Genomic DNA, 15,855 nt, shown 5'->3' with positions numbered 1-15,855 from the left:
TGTTGTTAACTGTGATGTGTATGGCAAATTCCAAATGATTGACGCCTGAATCATATCGCAGAGTATATGAGTTGAACAAATTGTGATCGACCCAAAAGTTTTCTTCCCCGCCGCAGACTAGGTTTATGAACAATGTTAAATGATAAATACATTTGTTCACTTAATGTATCCAGTCCGAGGGCGACGCATGCAGCACAGCGAACATTCATCCGCAACACCCGGTTGCCCGCCTGTACTTTTACAGGTCAGCGGCGTCAGCAAAAATTTTTCCGGTATCGCCGTGCTGAAAGACATCAGTTTCAGCCTGCACTCCGGGGAAGTGCATGCGCTGCTCGGCGGGAACGGGGCCGGGAAATCAACGCTGATGAAAATCATTGCCGGCGTCGAAACCGCGGACAGCGGTGAGATGCAGCTCGCGGGGCAACCGCTGGTGGCGATGACCCCCGCGAAAGCGCATGAGGCGGGCATCTATCTGGTGCCGCAGGAGCCGATGCTGTTCCCGAGCCTGACGGTGCGGGAAAATATTCTGTTTCGCTTACCCGCCCGGCAGGCCAGCGAGAAAAAACTGCAACACACGCTGGACGGGCTGGGCTGCAACCTGCCGCTCGGTGCGCTGGCAGGCACCCTTGAGGTGGCCGATCAGCAACTGGTGGAAATTCTGCGCGGTCTGATGCGCGACGCGCGATTGCTGATCCTCGATGAACCGACCGCCTCGCTGACACCGGCTGAATCCGCCCGCCTGTTTACCCAGGTCAGGCATCTGACTGACAAAGGCGTCGGCGTGGTGTTTATCTCGCATAAACTGCCGGAAATCCGCGCGATTGCCGACCGTGTCAGCGTCATGCGCGACGGCAATATCGCGCTGAGCGGCACATTGTCTGACCTCGATAACGATGCGCTGATCCGCGCTATCACCCCGCAAAACCTGGACAACGCGCTGCCCGCAGAACAAAAACTGTGGCTGGATCTGCCCGGCACACGGCGTAATCAGGCAGGCAGCGAACCGGTCTTAGACGTGCAGAATCTGACCGGTGAAGGCTTTATCAATATTTCCTTCAGCGCCCGCGCCGGGGAAATCGTCGGGCTGGCAGGCGTGGTGGGAGCAGGGCGGACCGAACTGGCGGAAACCCTGTATGGCCTGCGCCCCGCGCAAAGCGGTCAGGTGATGCTGATGCAACAAGACATCAGCGGCCTGACCACCTTACAGCGGCTGAAAAAAGGGCTGGTGTATCTGCCGGAAGACCGGCAGGCCTCCGGCCTTTATCTGGATGCGCCGCTGAGCTGGAACACCACCTCACTCACCTTCAACCGTCAGGGCTGGTGGCTGAATATCAAACGCGAAGCCGCGGTGCTGGAACGCTATCACCGCGCACTCGGCATTAAATACCGCGACGGGGCGCAAACCGCCCGCACGCTTTCCGGCGGTAATCAGCAAAAACTGCTGATCGCCAAATGCCTCGAGGCGCAGCCAGCGGTGCTGATTGTGGATGAACCAACGCGGGGCGTGGATGTGTCCGCGCGCGCCGACATTTACCAGCTGCTGCGCAACGTGGTGGAGCAGAACGTGGCGGTGATCCTGATTTCTTCCGATCTGGATGAGATCGAAGCGCTGGCAGGGCGGGTGTTCGTCATGCATCAGGGTGAACTGAGCGGCGAATTGCGCGGGGCGGACATCAACGTCAATAACATCATGCACATCGCGTTTGGTAATCATCCCCAGACCGCCGCCACCGGAGGATCCTCATGCTAAAGCGCATACAGAACAATCGTGAACTGACCGCGCTGATGGCGATTATCGCGCTGTTTGCCCTGCTCGGCGCAATGGACAGCCAGTCGTTCAGCTTCCAGACCCTGAGCATGATTTTCGGCAGCGCGCAGATCCTGATGTTGCTGGCGATGGGGGCCACCGTGGTGATGCTGACCCGCAACATTGACGTGTCGGTGGGTTCCATTACCGGCCTGTGCGCCGTGACGCTGGGCGTGCTGCTCAACGGCGGCATGAACCTGCCGCTGGCTTGCCTGCTGACGCTCGGCACCGGCCTGCTGGCCGGGGTGTTCAACGGTGTGCTGGTCGCGTGGCTGCGTATTCCGGCGATTGTCGCCACGCTCGGTACGCTCGGTTTATACCGCGGGCTGATGCTGCTGATGACCGGCGGCAAATGGATTGAAGGCTTACCGGCCGGGCTTAAATCGCTCTCTGAACCGGTGTTCCTCAGCGTTTCATCACTGGGCTGGCTGGTGATTGTTTTACTTGTGGCGATGTTCTGGATGCTCAGCCGCACCGCCTTTGGCCGCAGTTTCTACGCTGTCGGCGACAACTTACAGGGCGCACGGCAGCTCGGCGTGGCGGTCAACCGCGTGCGCATTCTGGCGTTCGGCATCAACGGCATGATGGCGGCGATCGCCGGGATCGTGTTCGCCTCGCAAATCGGCTTTGTGCCAAACCAGACCGGCAGCGGGCTGGAGATGAAAGCCATCGCTGCCTGCGTGCTGGGCGGCATCAGCCTGCTCGGCGGCACCGGTTCAATCGTCGGCGCGGTGCTCGGCGCCTATTTCCTGACCCAAATTGACAGCGTGCTGGTGCTGTTACGTCTTCCTGCCTGGTGGAACGATTTCATCGCCGGCGTGGTGTTGCTGGCGGTGCTGGTGTTTGACGGCAGATTGCGGCAGGCGTTGCAGAAAAACCTGCGCCGCCAGAAATACGCCCGTTTTCTTTCCGCCAGCCCGCCGGTTTCAAAGAAACCTGCTGAACGTAAATCTCAGCATCCGAAAAATACCAGCCGACGGCTAAGCACCGGCAAAAAGAGCGGGGTGGTGTGATGAACAAACTTCAACAATATGGCTGGGAAGCGGCGCTGCTGGTGCTGCTAATCGCCGAAATCTTGCTGTTCGGTTTCGCCAACCCGCGCATGCTGGACGCCAGTACACTGCTGTTCAGTACCAGTGATTTCATCACCATCGGCATTGTGGCGCTGCCGCTGACGCTGGTGATTGTCAGCGGTGGCATCGACATTTCTTTCGGTTCCACCATCGGCCTGTGCGCCATCGCGCTCGGCGTGTTGTGTCAGGCCGGTGTGCCGCTGGCGCTGGCGATAGTCCTCACGCTGGCGCTCGGTGCCGCCTGCGGTTTACTCAACGCGGCGCTGATCCTCTATACCGGCGTCAATCCGCTGGTGATCACGCTCGGAACGCTCTATCTGTTCGGCGGCAGCGCCTTGCTGCTTTCGGGGCTGGCGGGCGCGACGGGTTTCGAAGGCATCGGTAATTTCCCGGATGCCTTTACCAATTTCGCCAATCAGGTGGTGCTGGGATTACCCATGCCGCTGCTGATCTTCCTGCTGGCGACGCTGTTTTTCTGGCTGCTGATGCACCGCAGTCGCACCGGTCGCAACGTGTTTCTCATCGGTCAGAATGCCCGTGTGGCGCGTTACGGCGCGCTGCCGGTCAGCCGCACGGTGTTTGCCCTTTACGGCATGACCGGGCTGGCCTCGGCAGTGGCCGCCATTCTGATGACCTCTTATTTCGGCTCGGCGCGTTCAGATCTCGGTAACGCCTTGCTGATGCCCGCCATCACCGCCGTGGTGCTCGGCGGCGCCAATATCTACGGCGGTTCAGGTTCCATTCTCGGCACGGCGCTGGCGACGCTGCTGATCGGGTATCTCCAGCAGGGTTTACAGATGGTCGGCGTCTCCAGTCAGGTTTCCAGCGCGCTGTCGGGTGCGCTGCTTATCCTGGTGGTGATTGGCCGTTCCGCCAGCCTCAACCGGGGTCTTATCCGCAGTGTTTTCCAGCGTTATCGCCAGCGTTGGTCTGCTCCTTCTTCTTCTGTCACGTCTTCTCAATAAGCCGGGGTTAATGATGAAAGCCAACACAATGAAAACCGTATTAATTGCCAGCGCCGTCAGCCTCGCCTGCCTGAGCGCGCAGGCGGCAGAACGTATCGCGTTTATTCCTAAACTGGTCGGCGTCGGCTATTTCACCAGCGGCGGTAACGGCGCCACGGCGGCGGGCAAGGCGTTGGGCGTGGATGTAACCTACGATGGCCCGACCGAACCGAGCGTTTCCGGTCAGGTGCAGATGATCAACAACTTCGTCAATCAGGGCTACAACGCGATTGTGGTCGCGGCGGTGTCGCCCGACGGATTGTGTCCGGCGCTGAAACGCGCCATGCAGCGCGGCGTAAAAGTGCTGACCTGGGATTCCGATACCAAACCGGAATGCCGTTCGATTTACATCAACCAGGGCACACCGCAGCAGCTCGGATCTATGCTGGTGGAGATGACGGCGAGTCAGGTGAAGAAAGAAAAAGCCAAAGTGGCGTTCTTCTATTCCAGCCCGACGGTGACCGACCAGAACCAGTGGGTGAAAGAGGCGAAAGCCAAAATTGCCAAAGAGCATCCGGGCTGGGAAATCGTGACCACGCAGTACGGCTATAACGACGCCACCAAATCGCTGCAAACCGCCGAAGGGATCCTCAAATCTTATGGCGATCTCGACGCGATTATTGCCCCTGACGCCAACGCGTTACCGGCTGCCGCACAGGCGGCAGAAAACCTCAAACGCACTAACGTCACCATCGTCGGCTTCAGTACGCCAAACGTGATGCGCCCGTACGTTGAGCGCGGCACGGTGAAACAGTTCGGTCTGTGGGACGTGGTCAGTCAGGGCAAGATCTCGGTTTACGTGGCCGATCATTTATTGAAAAAAGGCGAATTTAACGTGGGTGACAAACTGGACGTACCGGACCTCGGAACGGTGGAAGTGATGCCGAACAGCGTGCAGGGCTACCAGTATGAGGCCAAAGGCAACGGCATTGTGTTACTGCCGGAGCGTGTGGTCTTCACCAAAGACAACATCGGTAAATACGATTTCTGACGATAAGGAGACAGGAAATGGCAGATCTGGATGACATCAGAGACGGCAAAAACTTCGGCATCGGCACGCCGCAGCACAATCACGCCTTCTTTCTTAAAGGCTGCGGTCAGCTGGACTGGGGCATGCAGTCGCGGCTGGCGCGGATTTTCAATCCTGAATCCGGTCGTACGGTCATGCTGGCCTTTGACCACGGCTATTTTCAGGGGCCGACGACCGGCCTTGAACGCATTGACATCAACATTGCGCCGCTGTTCGCCCACACTGACGTGCTGATGTGTACCCGTGGCGTGCTGCGCAGCGTGGTACCTGCCGCCGTCAACAAACCGGTGGTGATGCGCGCCTCCGGCGGTAACTCGATCCTGACCGAGCTTTCCAACGAAACGGTGGCGGTGGCGATTGAAGATGCGCTGCGCCTGAACGTCACGGCGATGGCGGCGCAGGTGTATATCGGCAGTGAATATGAGCATCAGTCGATTAAAAATATTATTCAGCTGGTCGATCAGGGGATGCGCTACGGCATGCCGACCATGGCGGTGACCGGCGTCGGGACCGACATGGCGCGCGATCAGCGTTACTTCTCGCTGGCGACCCGCATCGCAGCGGAAATGGGCGCCAACATCATCAAAACCTATTTCGTTGATGACGGTTTTGAGCGCGTCGCGGCGGGCTGCCCGGTGCCTATCGTGATAGCCGGCGGTAAAAAACTGCCGGAACGCGAGGCGCTGGAAATGTGCTTCAAGGCTATCGATCAGGGCGCATCGGGTGTCGATATGGGGCGCAACATTTTCCAGTCAGAATCACCGGTCGCCATGCTGAAAGCCGTGAAGGCGGTGGTGCATGAAAACGCCAGCGTGGCGCATGCGTATGAACTGTTCCTGAGCGAAAAGGGGTGAATCATGGAAGTGACGCTGGTCGAAATTAATGTTCAGCCGGAGAAGGTGGAAGAGTTTCTGAAAGTGTTCCACGCCAACCATCTCGGCGCGGTGCAGGAGCCGGGGAATCTGCGCTTTGATGTATTGCAGGACGAGACGGTACCGACGCGGTTCTTTATCTACGAAGCCTATCAGGATAACGACGCGGTGCTGGCGCATAAGAAAACCCCGCATTATCTCCGTTGCGTCGAGGCGCTGGAAGGGATTATGTCGGAGCCGAGGAAGAAGACGGTGTTTAAAGGGGTATATCCGTAAGCTGACGTTTAACGTCAAGGTAACACCAGCCTGGGGGGCGGCCTGTCGCCGCCGCCCAGGTGCGTAAACCGCGCTTGCTGAAAAAGCAGGGCATAATCCAAAACAGCAAAAGCACTTTCCTGCCAGCTTCCGGTGCAATCGGAAATCTTAAAGCACCTTTTCTAAGAAAGCCCGGGTCCTCGCATGAACCGGGCGCTCCAGTACCTGTGCGGCAGCGCCGCTTTCCACCACGCGGCCATCCACCATAAACACCACCTGATCCGCTACCTGGCGCGCAAAGCCGATTTCATGGGTGACCACCACCAGCGTGACGCCCGACTGCGCGAGTTTTTTAATCACGTCCAGCACTTCGCCGACCAGCTCCGGGTCAAGGGCGGAGGTGGGTTCGTCGAACAGCATGACTTTGGGATTGAGTGCCAGCGCACGCGCAATGGCGATGCGTTGCTGCTGGCCGCCGGACAAATGTCGCGGCCAGGCGTGGGCTTTTTCGCGCAGGCCAACGGTGTCGAGCAGATCATAGGCCCGCAGGATGGCCTGCTTACGGCTCAGGAAACCGTGCACCACCGGCGCTTCGATAATGTTATCCAGCACCGTCATGTGCGGGAATAAATTGAAATTTTGGAACACATAACCGACGTGGGTGCGCTGTTTGAGAATGGCGCGCTCTTTCAGTTCGTACAGCGTGTCACCCTTGCGGCGGTAACCGATGTACTCGCCGTCGATCTGAATAAAACCTTCGTCCACGCGTTCCAGATGATTGATGGTGCGCAGCAGGGTAGATTTACCGGAGCCGGAGGGGCCGAGGATCACCGTGACCGTCCCCGGTTCGATGTTCAGGCTGACGTTATCCAGCGCCTTATGCGCGCCGTAATATTTGCTCAGGTTACTGATGCTGATGTGTCCGACGGTGGCCGCCTGCGGCCTGCGCGGGAACAACGGCTTAACGGGAGTTTCCGCCGGGCGGTTTACAAATAAATCAAAGGCTTCGGACATGATGATTCTCCTGGAAAGTTAAGCCGCTCATGCGCGGGTCAGACGCCACTGGCGCAGGCGCTGAAAAAGCGTCGGGGCAGTCTGACGTACGGTGCCGCGTGAGAAATAACGCTCGACGTAATACTGTAAAACCGACAGCACCGTGGTGATCAGCAGATACCAGATGGTCGCCACCATCAGCAGCGGGATCACCTGCTGCGTGCGGTTGTAAATCACCTGCACGGTGTAAAACAGTTCCGGCATCGACAGCACGTACACAATCGACGTGCCTTTCGCCAGGCTGATCACTTCATTAAAACCGGTCGGCAAAATTGAGCGCAGCGCCTGCGGCAAAATGATGCGGAAGGTGCGGCGGTATGCCGGTAACCCCAGCGCCGCTGCCGCTTCGTGCTGACCCTGTTCAACGCCCATGATCCCGCCGCGAATGATCTCTGCGGTATACGCCGATTGCACCAGTGACAGGCCAAGCACGGCGACGGAGAACTGATCCAGCAGATCCACGGTCGGGGTGCTGAAAAACGACAGTGAGGTAAACGGAATGCCGAGCGAGAGGTTGTCGTACAGATAGGAAAAGTTGTAGAGGATGATCAGCACCAGCAACAACGGCAGCGAACGGAACAACCAGATGTAACCCCAGGCCAGCGAATTGAGCAGGTAGGATTTCGACAGGCGGGCGAGGGCCAGCGCGGTGCCGAAGATGACGCCAAATACCGTGCCGAGCAGGGTGAGAAGCAGGGTTTTAGCCAGCCCCGACAAAATCACCGGTTCAAAAAACCACTGGCGAAACACACCCCATTCCCAGCGGGGATTGGTGGCTATCGACTGCACAATCGCCAGCAAAATGAACACCGAAAAAACCGCACCGGCCAGCCGCCACGGATAGCGCGCCGGCACCACTTTCAGCGGGGGATGATTCACGAACGGGGATGTGTTTTCGCTCATACTTTTTCTGCCTGTATTCAGTGTTATCGTGCCGGTCAGGTGACCGGAACATCAGCGGTCAGCGCCTTGATGAAGGGCAGACGCCCGTCATACGGCGGTCGGGAATACACTTCCGGATCCAGCCGGGTGTCGAACTGCGGCTGATAACCGTGGGATAAATACAACCCGACGGCTTCCGGCTGACGGAAACCCGTGGTCAGAAAGACCCGGCGGTAACCTTGTGCCGCGACCCGACGCTCCAGTTCCTGCAAAATCTTCTGTGCCAGCCCCTGACGGCGCAGCGAACGGTGCGTCCAGATGCGTTTCAGTTCGGCAGTGTCTTCGTCGTAGCGTTTGTAGGCGCCCATCGCAATGGGCGCGCCGTTTCTCAGCAGGACGATAAATGCGCCGCCGGGCGCGGAAAATACGCTGTCATCTTCCGGTGGCTGGCTGGAGAAAAAGTCGCCGTAGCGCTCGCGGTATTCACCAAATAACCCCTCGATGACCGGCGCAATCAGCGGATCGTCCGGCACGGTCTGAATAAAGATATCGTCGCTCATGGTGCAGTCTCCTGATCAGTCGCCCAGTCCCGGCGGGTTGATTTCTGAATGGTCAATTTTCTCGACGCTCTCGCCCCAGCGATCCAGCACCTGTAAATAGGCACCGCTGGCGATGGCGCTGTTGAGCGACGCCTGCACGGCATCCACTAATCCGTTACCCTTTTTCAGCGTGACAGCGATGTTGGCCGTTTTCGGCCAGCCGCCCGGCACGGTGCCGACCAGTTGGGTTTTACCGGTCAGCAGCGATTTATACGCGCCGGTCACGTTCGGGCCGAAAGTGGCATCGGCGCGGCCAGACTGGATCGCCAGCGTCGCGGCGGCATCGTCGGTCACGTATTGCGGTTTAAACGCCGGCAGCCCCTTGGCCTGATTCTCTTTATCCCACGCCAGCAGCACGGCTTCCTGATTGGTGCCGGAGCCGACGATAATGCGTTTACCGGCGATGTCCGGTGCGGATTTTATCGAGGTGATTTTGCTGCCGGTCTTCACGTAAAAGCCCAGCGTGTCTTGGCGGTAAGTGGCGAAATCAAATTTGGTTTTGCGGTCTTTGGTCACGGTGATGTTGTAGATCGCCGCGTCGTATTTGCCGGAGGTGACGCCCAGCGGCCAGTCCTCCCAGGCAGCCGGGACCACTTTCAGCTTCAGGCCCAGACCGTCGGCCACCAGACGGGCGATATCCGCCTCGCTGCCGATCACCGTTTTGTTATCACGGGCGAACAGGCCAAAGGGCGGGGCACTGCCGAGGACGGCCAGTGCCACGGTCAGCGTCCCCGGTTCGACAAACTTAAAGTTGGCCGGAATTTTTGCCACGGCTTCCGGGCTTTTCGGCGTGTGTATTGGCGTTTCATTGGCAATCAGATCAATACCCGGCGCGGCGTAAGCTGCTGAAGAAAAACTGACGAGTGCTGCGATGGCGGTGGCTGTGAGAGTGGCGCTATGTTTCATCATTATTATTTTTACCCTGCATGCTTATTGTCTGTGGTGATGACCGTGAGGTGACACTTTCACTATTCCCGAGTGTTACAGGGATGTAAAACAACAAAATTAAATAATCAAAGAGAGAAAATGGAAATACAGATCAGCGGATAAATCCCACGAAAAATGCCCGGAATATCCGGGCGTGAGGAAATAAAATCTGGAATAAAGCGGTTATCCGGCGGTTAATTCCTGCAGGGCTTTTTCGGCCAGTTGCTGGAAATAATTCGCCGCCGGGAAAATAGCGGCTTCATCCGGATTAAACTGCGGATGATGTAAACCAAATTCGCTGGCCGAGCCGATGCTGACGAATGCACCGGGGACGTGATGCAAATAAAACGCAAAGTCTTCGCCGCCCATTTGCGCGGTGGCCACTTCGGCCTTGTACCCAAATTCAGCCGCCGCCTGCAGGCTGAACTCTGCCCAGCGCGGGGTGTTGACGACCGCCGGTGGCCCGCCAAACCAGTGCAGTTCGGCTTGTGCGCCCAGAGCAGCGGCGACGCCGGAAATCAGCTGGCGGATCCGCCCCGGAATTTGCTCCCTGATATCGTCGTTGTGCGTGCGCACCGTGCCTTCCAGTTCGACATGCTGGGGCAGAACGTTCCAGGTGTTGCCGCCCTCGATGCGGGTCACGCTGACCACCGCCGATTCCTGCGCCGCCACATTGCGGCTGACCAGTGTTTGCAGCGCGGTGACGATATGGCTGGCGGTGACAATGCTGTCCACACCTTCTTCCGGATGCGCCGCGTGCGCGCCTTTGCCGGTGACCGTTATCTGGAAGCGATCGACGTTGGCGTAGAACGCGCCGCCCTTGGTGGAGAAGGTGCCCACCGGCAATTCAGGCGCATTGTGCAGGCCAAAAATCGCATCAACGTTTTCCAGCGCACCGGCCTTGATCAGCTGTGTGGCACCGCCAAACCGCTCTTCCGCAGGCTGGAAAAACAACCGCACGCGGCCAGGCAATTGGTCTTCCCGCGCTTTGAGCAAATAGGCCGCGCCGAGGATCACCGACGTGTGGAAATCATGGCCGCAGGCGTGCATGACGCCCGGTTGCTGCGAGCTGAACGGCACGCCGGAGGTTTCTTCAATCGGCAGGGCGTCGATATCCCCGCGCAGCGCCACCACCGGCCCGTGCTCAGGGCCAATTTCAGCGACAACGCCGGTTTTCAGGCCGAGGGACAAAATACGGATCCCCGCCGCGTTCAGCCAGTCGGTAATTTTCCGGGTGGTGACAAATTCCTGATTGGATAATTCAGGATGTTGATGTAATTCGCGACGGTGAGCGATGAGCTGCTTTTCTAATTCAGTATTTTTTGTACCCGCATCGGTACGGATGTCATCGGCAAGTGAAAGGGTCATTATAAATAGCCTTATATGGGTAGAGATTGCAGTCATTTCATCCTAGCCACTCAGGACGAAGGGACTAAATACCCTGTGGCTATAATTTATAAACGAAATCGCAAACGTGCCGCATAGCAAAATATTCACTATAGAAACGCGATTTAATTATTTCGTTTCAGGCTGACTTCGTGGAACTCTTTTTATCATTAATGATGTGGCTACCGGACACCGGCAGATAAAAAGGAATGCCCGACGTGAATTACCGACTGAGCTTATTAGATCAAAGCCCGATACCTGACGGGCAGAGCGCTGCGCAGGCACTGGAGGCGACGCTGAGCTTTGCGCAGGCGGCGGAAAAACTGGGGTATCACCGCTTATGGGTTTCCGAGCACCATGACACCGATAAACTGGCCGGCAGTTCGCCGGAAGTGCTGATTGCCTGGCTGCTGGCGCGCACCTCGCGGCTGCGTATCGGCTCCGGCGGTGTGATGCTGCAACATTACAGCCCGTACAAAGTGGCCGAGAATTTCCATCTTTTGTCCTCGCTGGCGCCGGATCGCGTTGATATCGGCATCGGCAAGGCACCCGGCGGTTTGCCGCTTTCGACCAAAGCCTTGCGTGCACACAATCACGCGGACAATGCGCCGGGTTTTCCCGCGCAGTTGCAGCAACTCACGCATTATCTGACTCATCTTGATGACCATCTGGCCGGGACCGAAGCGCGCGCCTTGCCGCGTCCGCCGGTGGCTCCGCAGCGCTTTCTGCTGGGTGCCAGTAAAGAGAGCGCGCGGCTGGCGGCATCCCTTGGCTGGAACTTTGTTTTCGCCGGTTTCATCAATACGTCAGCAGAAGTGATGACCGAATCGGTGCTGGCATTCCATGAATATTCTGCGGGTCAGGGCCAGGCACTGGTGAGCCTGGCGGTGCTGGCGGCGCAGACGCGTGAAGAGGCCGCCGCTCTGGTGGCGGAACAACATAATTTTCGCGTCACGATTGGCGACCGGCATGTCACCGTCGGCACGCGCGAGCAGGCGGAAGCCTTTGTTCGTCAGGCCGGTGAGAAACATTTCACCATCGAAAAGCAGCAGATAAGCGTGCTGCACGGCACACCCGGCGATATCCATGAGCAGTTGCGTGATATTCAGCGCCGTCTGTGCGTCAACGAATTCGTCCTGCACACCCCACTGACAGATGCCGCCGTGCGTCTGAAGTCCATTGAATTGCTGGCTGGCCAGCTGTAAGGAGATTTCATGAGCCATTCAAAAAGTATCAAGCTCGGTCTGATGTTGCACGGTGCAGGCGGCCATATGAACTCGTGGCGTCATCAACAGGCGCCTGCCGATGCGAGCGTTAATTTCCCCTATTTTCGTGATCTGGCCCTGCGCGCCGAAGCAGCCGGGTTTGATTTCCTGTTTGTCGCCGACGGCCTGCACATCAATGAAAAATCGCTGCCGCATTTCCTTAACCGTTTTGAGCCGATCGCGCTGCTGTCTGCGCTGGCCTCGGCCACGCACAGCATCGGGCTGGCGGGCACCATTTCAACCTCTTACAGCGATCCCTTTACCGTCGCACGTCAGCTGGCGACGGTAGACAACATCAGCCAGGGGCGCGCGGGCTGGAACGTGGTGACGTCGCCGCTGGCCGGTTCAGCTAAAAACTTTGGCAAGGATCACCCGGAACACGCGCTGCGTTACCAGATTGCCGAGGAGTACATCAGCGTGGTGCAGGGGTTGTGGGATTCGTGGGAAGACGATGCCTTTGTCCGTGACCGCGAAAGTGGCGTATTTTTCGATGCCGCCAAACTGCACAAACTGAACCATCAGGGGCAATTCTTCTCGGTGGAAGGGCCGCTGAACATTCAGCGTTCGCCGCAGGGGCAGCCGGTGATTTTCCAGGCCGGTGCGTCAGATGCCGGGATCGCCCTGGCGGGTAAATCTGCCGATGCCGTTTTCACTAACGCCCGCACGCTGGAAGAAGCGCAGGAATATTCGGCCAAATTACAGGCGCAGGTGGCGAAAAATGGCCGTCATCCGGTGGGTATTTTCCCCGGCATCAGCCCGATTGTCGGCCATACCGAAGAAGAGGCCGAAGCCAAATATCAGTATTTGTTGTCGCTGTTATCCCTCGACGATGCGCTGGCGTACCTCGGGCGCTTCTTCGATCACCACGATTTCAGCCAGTATCCGCCAGACGGCCCGTTCCCGGAGCTGGGCGATCTGGGGCAAAACACCTTCCGTTCGACCACAGACAGCATCAAGAAACAGGCAAAAGAGCAGCATCTGACTCTGCGTGAAGTGGCCTATCAGACCACGCTGCCGCGCGGTGAGTTTTTCGGCACGCCGGAGCAGGTCGCCGATACGCTGATCCGCTGGGTGGAAGAGGGCGGTGCGAGCGGATTTATCATCAGCGGTCCGGTACTGGTGGAAGCGCTCGCCGACATCACGCGGCTGGTGTTGCCGGTGCTGGAAGCGCGCGGTTACTGGCATCCTTCGCAGGCGACCACGCTGCGCGAACGGCTGGATATTCCGTTCAAATCCAACCGCTACAGCGTGCAGGAAACCCGCCGCGAAACGGTGAACGAGAAATAGTTACAACATACTAGCCATAGACTCCCCGCCCGCTTCGGTAGCCCCGAGCGGGCTTTTTGCTTTGCAGGGCGGTACAGGGTGCCGTGGGTATCCTGACAAAAAGCCTTCCGGGCTTGCCTCTTCAAAAGATTGGGCGTAGGTTTCGCAAAACCCTTCGAAATCCCGGAACGCTTAAGGAAAACATATGAAAGCATTGGTTCTCGAACAACAAGACAAGGCAACGCTTGCGCAGGTGAAAGAGATTGCGCTGCCGGAAATGACGGAAGGCGATGTGCTGGTTGATGTCAGCTGGTCAGGGCTTAATTACAAAGACGCGCTTGCCATCACCGGCCAGGGCAAAATTATCCGTCAGTTTCCGATGGTGCCGGGCATCGATTTTTCCGGCCACGTCAGCCGCAGCAAAGACCCGCGTTTTTCCGTCGGGCAGTCAGTGATCCTCACCGGCTGGGGCGTCGGTGAAACCCATTGGGGCGGGCTGGCGGAACAGGCCTGCGTGAAAGGCGACTGGCTGGTGCACTTGCCGGAAGGCATGGCGGCGCGTAACGCCATGATCATCGGTACCGCAGGATTCACCGCCATGCTGTGCGTGATGGCGCTGGAAGACGCCGGTGTGACGCCGGAAAGTGGCACCGTGGTGGTGACCGGTGCCAGCGGGGGTGTCGGCAGCACGGCGGTGGCGTTACTGCATACCCTCGGTTACACCGTGGCGGCGGTCACGGGCCGGGAATCGACCCACGACTACCTGCGTAAACTGGGCGCCAGCGAGATCCTCTCCCGCGATGATTTCGCCGAAACCCGTCCGCTGGAAAAACAGATCTGGGCCGGTGCGGTGGATACGGTCGGTGACAAAGTGCTGGCGAAACTGCTGGCGCAGACCAATTACGGCGGCTGCGTGGCGGCCTGCGGCCTGGCCGGAGGGTTTAATCTGCCGACTACCGTGATGCCGTTTATCCTGCGCAATGTGCGTCTGCAGGGCGTCGATTCGGTGTCGGTACCTGCCGAACGCCGTGCGGCGGTCTGGGAACGCCTGATGAATACCCTGCCGGAAAGCTTCTACCAGCAGGCTGCCACGGAGATCACGCTGGAAATGACGCCGGCGGTGGCGGCAGATTTCCTGAACAATAACATTCAGGGCAGAACCCTGGTGAAGATTGGCGGCTAAGCTGCCTGACCCGGTATCCTCTGCGATACCGGGTACCTTTCCGCTCAATTTTCTCTTCGCTCTAAAGAATTGCCCCTGACCAGCCGATAAAAAGAATGTCCCTCTGAGAAAAAAGAGAATGAAATTCCTTATTTTCCGAATGACGCACAGCGTAATCACAGACAAAAACAAATCACGACAGGCCTGGGGAAAGTATGGACAATTTTCAGAAAGACATCGATGAGAGAACGAACCTCACTTCATCTAACCGCTTTGAATTATTGCTGTTCCGTCTGGGCTCTGCGCCAGATGAAGAAAAGTCTGAACTCTTTGGTATCAACGTGTTTAAACTCCGTGAAATCGTACCGATGCCTGCGCTGACGAAAGCGGCGGGTATGGCGTCGCCGATGATGGGGATGGCTAATATTCGCGGTGAAATTATTCCGGTGATCGACCTGCCTGCCGTGGTGGGCTGTGTACCTAAAACCGGCCTGAACATTCTGCTGGTCACCGAATATGCGCGCAGTACACAGGCGTTTGCGGTGGAATCGGTTGACGATATTGTCCGCCTTGAATGGAGCCAGGTGCTGGCTGCGGAATCCGGTGTGAAGAGCCGCAACATCACCAGCATTGCGCGTCTGGATAACGATACCTCCAGCAACCGTCTGGCGCTGGTGCTCGACGTCGAACAGATCCTCTATGACATCGTGCCATCCAGTGGCAACGTGTCCATTGATAAGCAAAAAACCAAGGCGTTTTCTCTCAAACCGGGCGCGGTGGCGATCGTAGCGGAAGATTCCAAAGTGGCGCGTTCGATGCTTGAGAAGGGCCTGAACATGATGGAAATTCCGGCGCAGATGCATATCACCGGTCTGGAAGCCTGGAATAAAATCCGCAAAATGGCCGAAGAGTGCAAAGCCGAAGGCCGCCCGATTTCCGATAAAATTTCCTTCGTATTAACCGATCTGGAAATGCCGGAAATGGATGGCTTTACGCTGACGCTCAATATCAAGCGCGATGAGTTCCTGAAAAATATTCCGGTGATCATCCATTCTTCTTTATCCGGCAGCGCCAACGAAGATCACGTGCGCAGAGTCGGGGCTGACGGTTACGTCGCCAAATTCGAAATCAACGAACTGGAAGCGGCCATTCACAAAGCGCTGGACGCCAAAGCGGCGGCGGTGGCGTAACGGCTGAAAAGGGCAGCGGCCTGCCCGGCGTGTTTCCGGTCAGGATTGGCTCAATTTTCGATATATTGCAGGGCGGTAAAGGAA

Annotated in this window: 15 protein-coding genes; 10 read left to right on the top strand and 5 right to left on the bottom strand. The window is 57.8% G+C overall.

Translation table 11 applies throughout. The features are described from left to right. Positions 1 to 187 precede the first annotated feature (187 nt). Genes lsrA through lsrG form a run of 6 tightly spaced genes read left to right on the top strand, consistent with a single transcriptional unit; the run spans position 188 to position 6,062 of the window. Positions 188 to 1,750 carry an autoinducer 2 ABC transporter ATP-binding protein LsrA gene (gene lsrA, locus ACO0U8_RS01460; RefSeq protein ID WP_421670143.1) on the top strand — a complete coding sequence of 521 codons (1,563 nt, stop codon included), beginning with the start codon at positions 188 to 190 and terminating at the stop codon, positions 1,748 to 1,750. Then, positions 1,744 to 2,820 carry an autoinducer 2 ABC transporter permease LsrC gene (gene lsrC, locus ACO0U8_RS01455; protein ID WP_421670142.1) on the top strand — a complete coding sequence of 359 codons (1,077 nt, stop codon included), beginning with the start codon at positions 1,744 to 1,746 and terminating at the stop codon, positions 2,818 to 2,820. The genes lsrA and lsrC overlap by 7 nt, the downstream gene beginning before the upstream one ends. After that, positions 2,820 to 3,845: an autoinducer 2 ABC transporter permease LsrD gene (gene lsrD / locus ACO0U8_RS01450; protein WP_183846745.1), complete on the top strand. Its 1,026-nt coding sequence runs from the start codon at positions 2,820 to 2,822 to the stop codon at positions 3,843 to 3,845. Before lsrC ends, lsrD begins: the two co-directional genes overlap by 1 nt. Positions 3,846 to 3,873: 28 nt before the next feature. After that, positions 3,874 to 4,875 carry an autoinducer 2 ABC transporter substrate-binding protein LsrB gene (lsrB, locus tag ACO0U8_RS01445; RefSeq protein ID WP_421670141.1) on the top strand — a complete coding sequence of 334 codons (1,002 nt, stop codon included), beginning with the start codon at positions 3,874 to 3,876 and terminating at the stop codon, positions 4,873 to 4,875. 17 nt (positions 4,876 to 4,892) lie between these two features. Beyond that, a complete protein-coding gene (gene lsrF, locus ACO0U8_RS01440; protein ID WP_421670140.1) occupies positions 4,893 to 5,768 on the top strand; it encodes a 3-hydroxy-5-phosphonooxypentane-2,4-dione thiolase in 876 nt (291 codons plus the stop codon). Between the two features lie 3 nt (positions 5,769 to 5,771). Continuing rightward, positions 5,772 to 6,062: a (4S)-4-hydroxy-5-phosphonooxypentane-2,3-dione isomerase gene (gene lsrG / locus ACO0U8_RS01435; RefSeq protein WP_056780596.1), complete on the top strand. Its 291-nt coding sequence runs from the start codon at positions 5,772 to 5,774 to the stop codon at positions 6,060 to 6,062. A 147-nt stretch (positions 6,063 to 6,209) separates the two neighbouring features. Here lsrG and ACO0U8_RS01430 read toward each other — a convergent pair whose 3' ends face one another. From ACO0U8_RS01430 to ACO0U8_RS01410, 5 genes are all read right to left on the bottom strand, one after another. Beyond that, positions 6,210 to 7,055, bottom strand: coding sequence for an amino acid ABC transporter ATP-binding protein (locus ACO0U8_RS01430; protein WP_238485167.1), 846 nt, complete (start codon positions 7,053 to 7,055; stop codon positions 6,210 to 6,212). 27 nt (positions 7,056 to 7,082) lie between these two features. Next, positions 7,083 to 7,997: an amino acid ABC transporter permease gene (locus tag ACO0U8_RS01425; protein WP_122095492.1), complete on the bottom strand. Its 915-nt coding sequence runs from the start codon at positions 7,995 to 7,997 to the stop codon at positions 7,083 to 7,085. A gap of 35 nt (positions 7,998 to 8,032) precedes the next feature. Further along, positions 8,033 to 8,536 carry a GNAT family N-acetyltransferase gene (locus tag ACO0U8_RS01420; protein WP_056780587.1) on the bottom strand — a complete coding sequence of 168 codons (504 nt, stop codon included), beginning with the start codon at positions 8,534 to 8,536 and terminating at the stop codon, positions 8,033 to 8,035. Between the two features lie 15 nt (positions 8,537 to 8,551). Beyond that, the gene (locus tag ACO0U8_RS01415) at positions 8,552 to 9,481 is read right to left on the bottom strand and encodes an ABC transporter substrate-binding protein (protein WP_183848133.1); all 930 of its coding nucleotides are present in this window, start codon (positions 9,479 to 9,481) and stop codon (positions 8,552 to 8,554) included. 204 nt (positions 9,482 to 9,685) lie between these two features. Next, the gene (locus ACO0U8_RS01410) at positions 9,686 to 10,870 is read right to left on the bottom strand and encodes a M20 peptidase aminoacylase family protein (protein WP_421670139.1); all 1,185 of its coding nucleotides are present in this window, start codon (positions 10,868 to 10,870) and stop codon (positions 9,686 to 9,688) included. Between the two features lie 236 nt (positions 10,871 to 11,106). On the opposite strand from ACO0U8_RS01410, the gene ACO0U8_RS01405 reads away from it, so the two are divergent. From ACO0U8_RS01405 to ACO0U8_RS01390, 4 genes are all read left to right on the top strand, one after another. Next, complete coding sequence (locus tag ACO0U8_RS01405) at positions 11,107 to 12,093, top strand: MsnO8 family LLM class oxidoreductase (RefSeq protein WP_421670138.1); 987 nt, start codon at positions 11,107 to 11,109, stop codon at positions 12,091 to 12,093. A 9-nt stretch (positions 12,094 to 12,102) separates the two neighbouring features. Next, entirely contained in the window at positions 12,103 to 13,440 is a 1,338-nt protein-coding gene (locus ACO0U8_RS01400) for an LLM class flavin-dependent oxidoreductase (protein ID WP_056780575.1), read from the top strand. A gap of 184 nt (positions 13,441 to 13,624) precedes the next feature. Continuing rightward, positions 13,625 to 14,602 carry an oxidoreductase gene (locus tag ACO0U8_RS01395; RefSeq protein ID WP_421670137.1) on the top strand — a complete coding sequence of 326 codons (978 nt, stop codon included), beginning with the start codon at positions 13,625 to 13,627 and terminating at the stop codon, positions 14,600 to 14,602. A 194-nt stretch (positions 14,603 to 14,796) separates the two neighbouring features. Beyond that, on the top strand, positions 14,797 to 15,771 hold the full coding sequence (locus ACO0U8_RS01390; protein ID WP_217204079.1) for a chemotaxis protein: 975 nt from the start codon (positions 14,797 to 14,799) through the stop codon (positions 15,769 to 15,771). Positions 15,772 to 15,855 lie beyond the last annotated feature (84 nt).

The organism is Rahnella sp. EDr1-12, assembly GCF_049206505.1.
Classification (GTDB): Bacteria; Pseudomonadota; Gammaproteobacteria; order Enterobacterales; family Enterobacteriaceae; genus Rahnella; species Rahnella rivi.
This window is presented reverse-complemented; position numbering and strand designations above follow the sequence as displayed.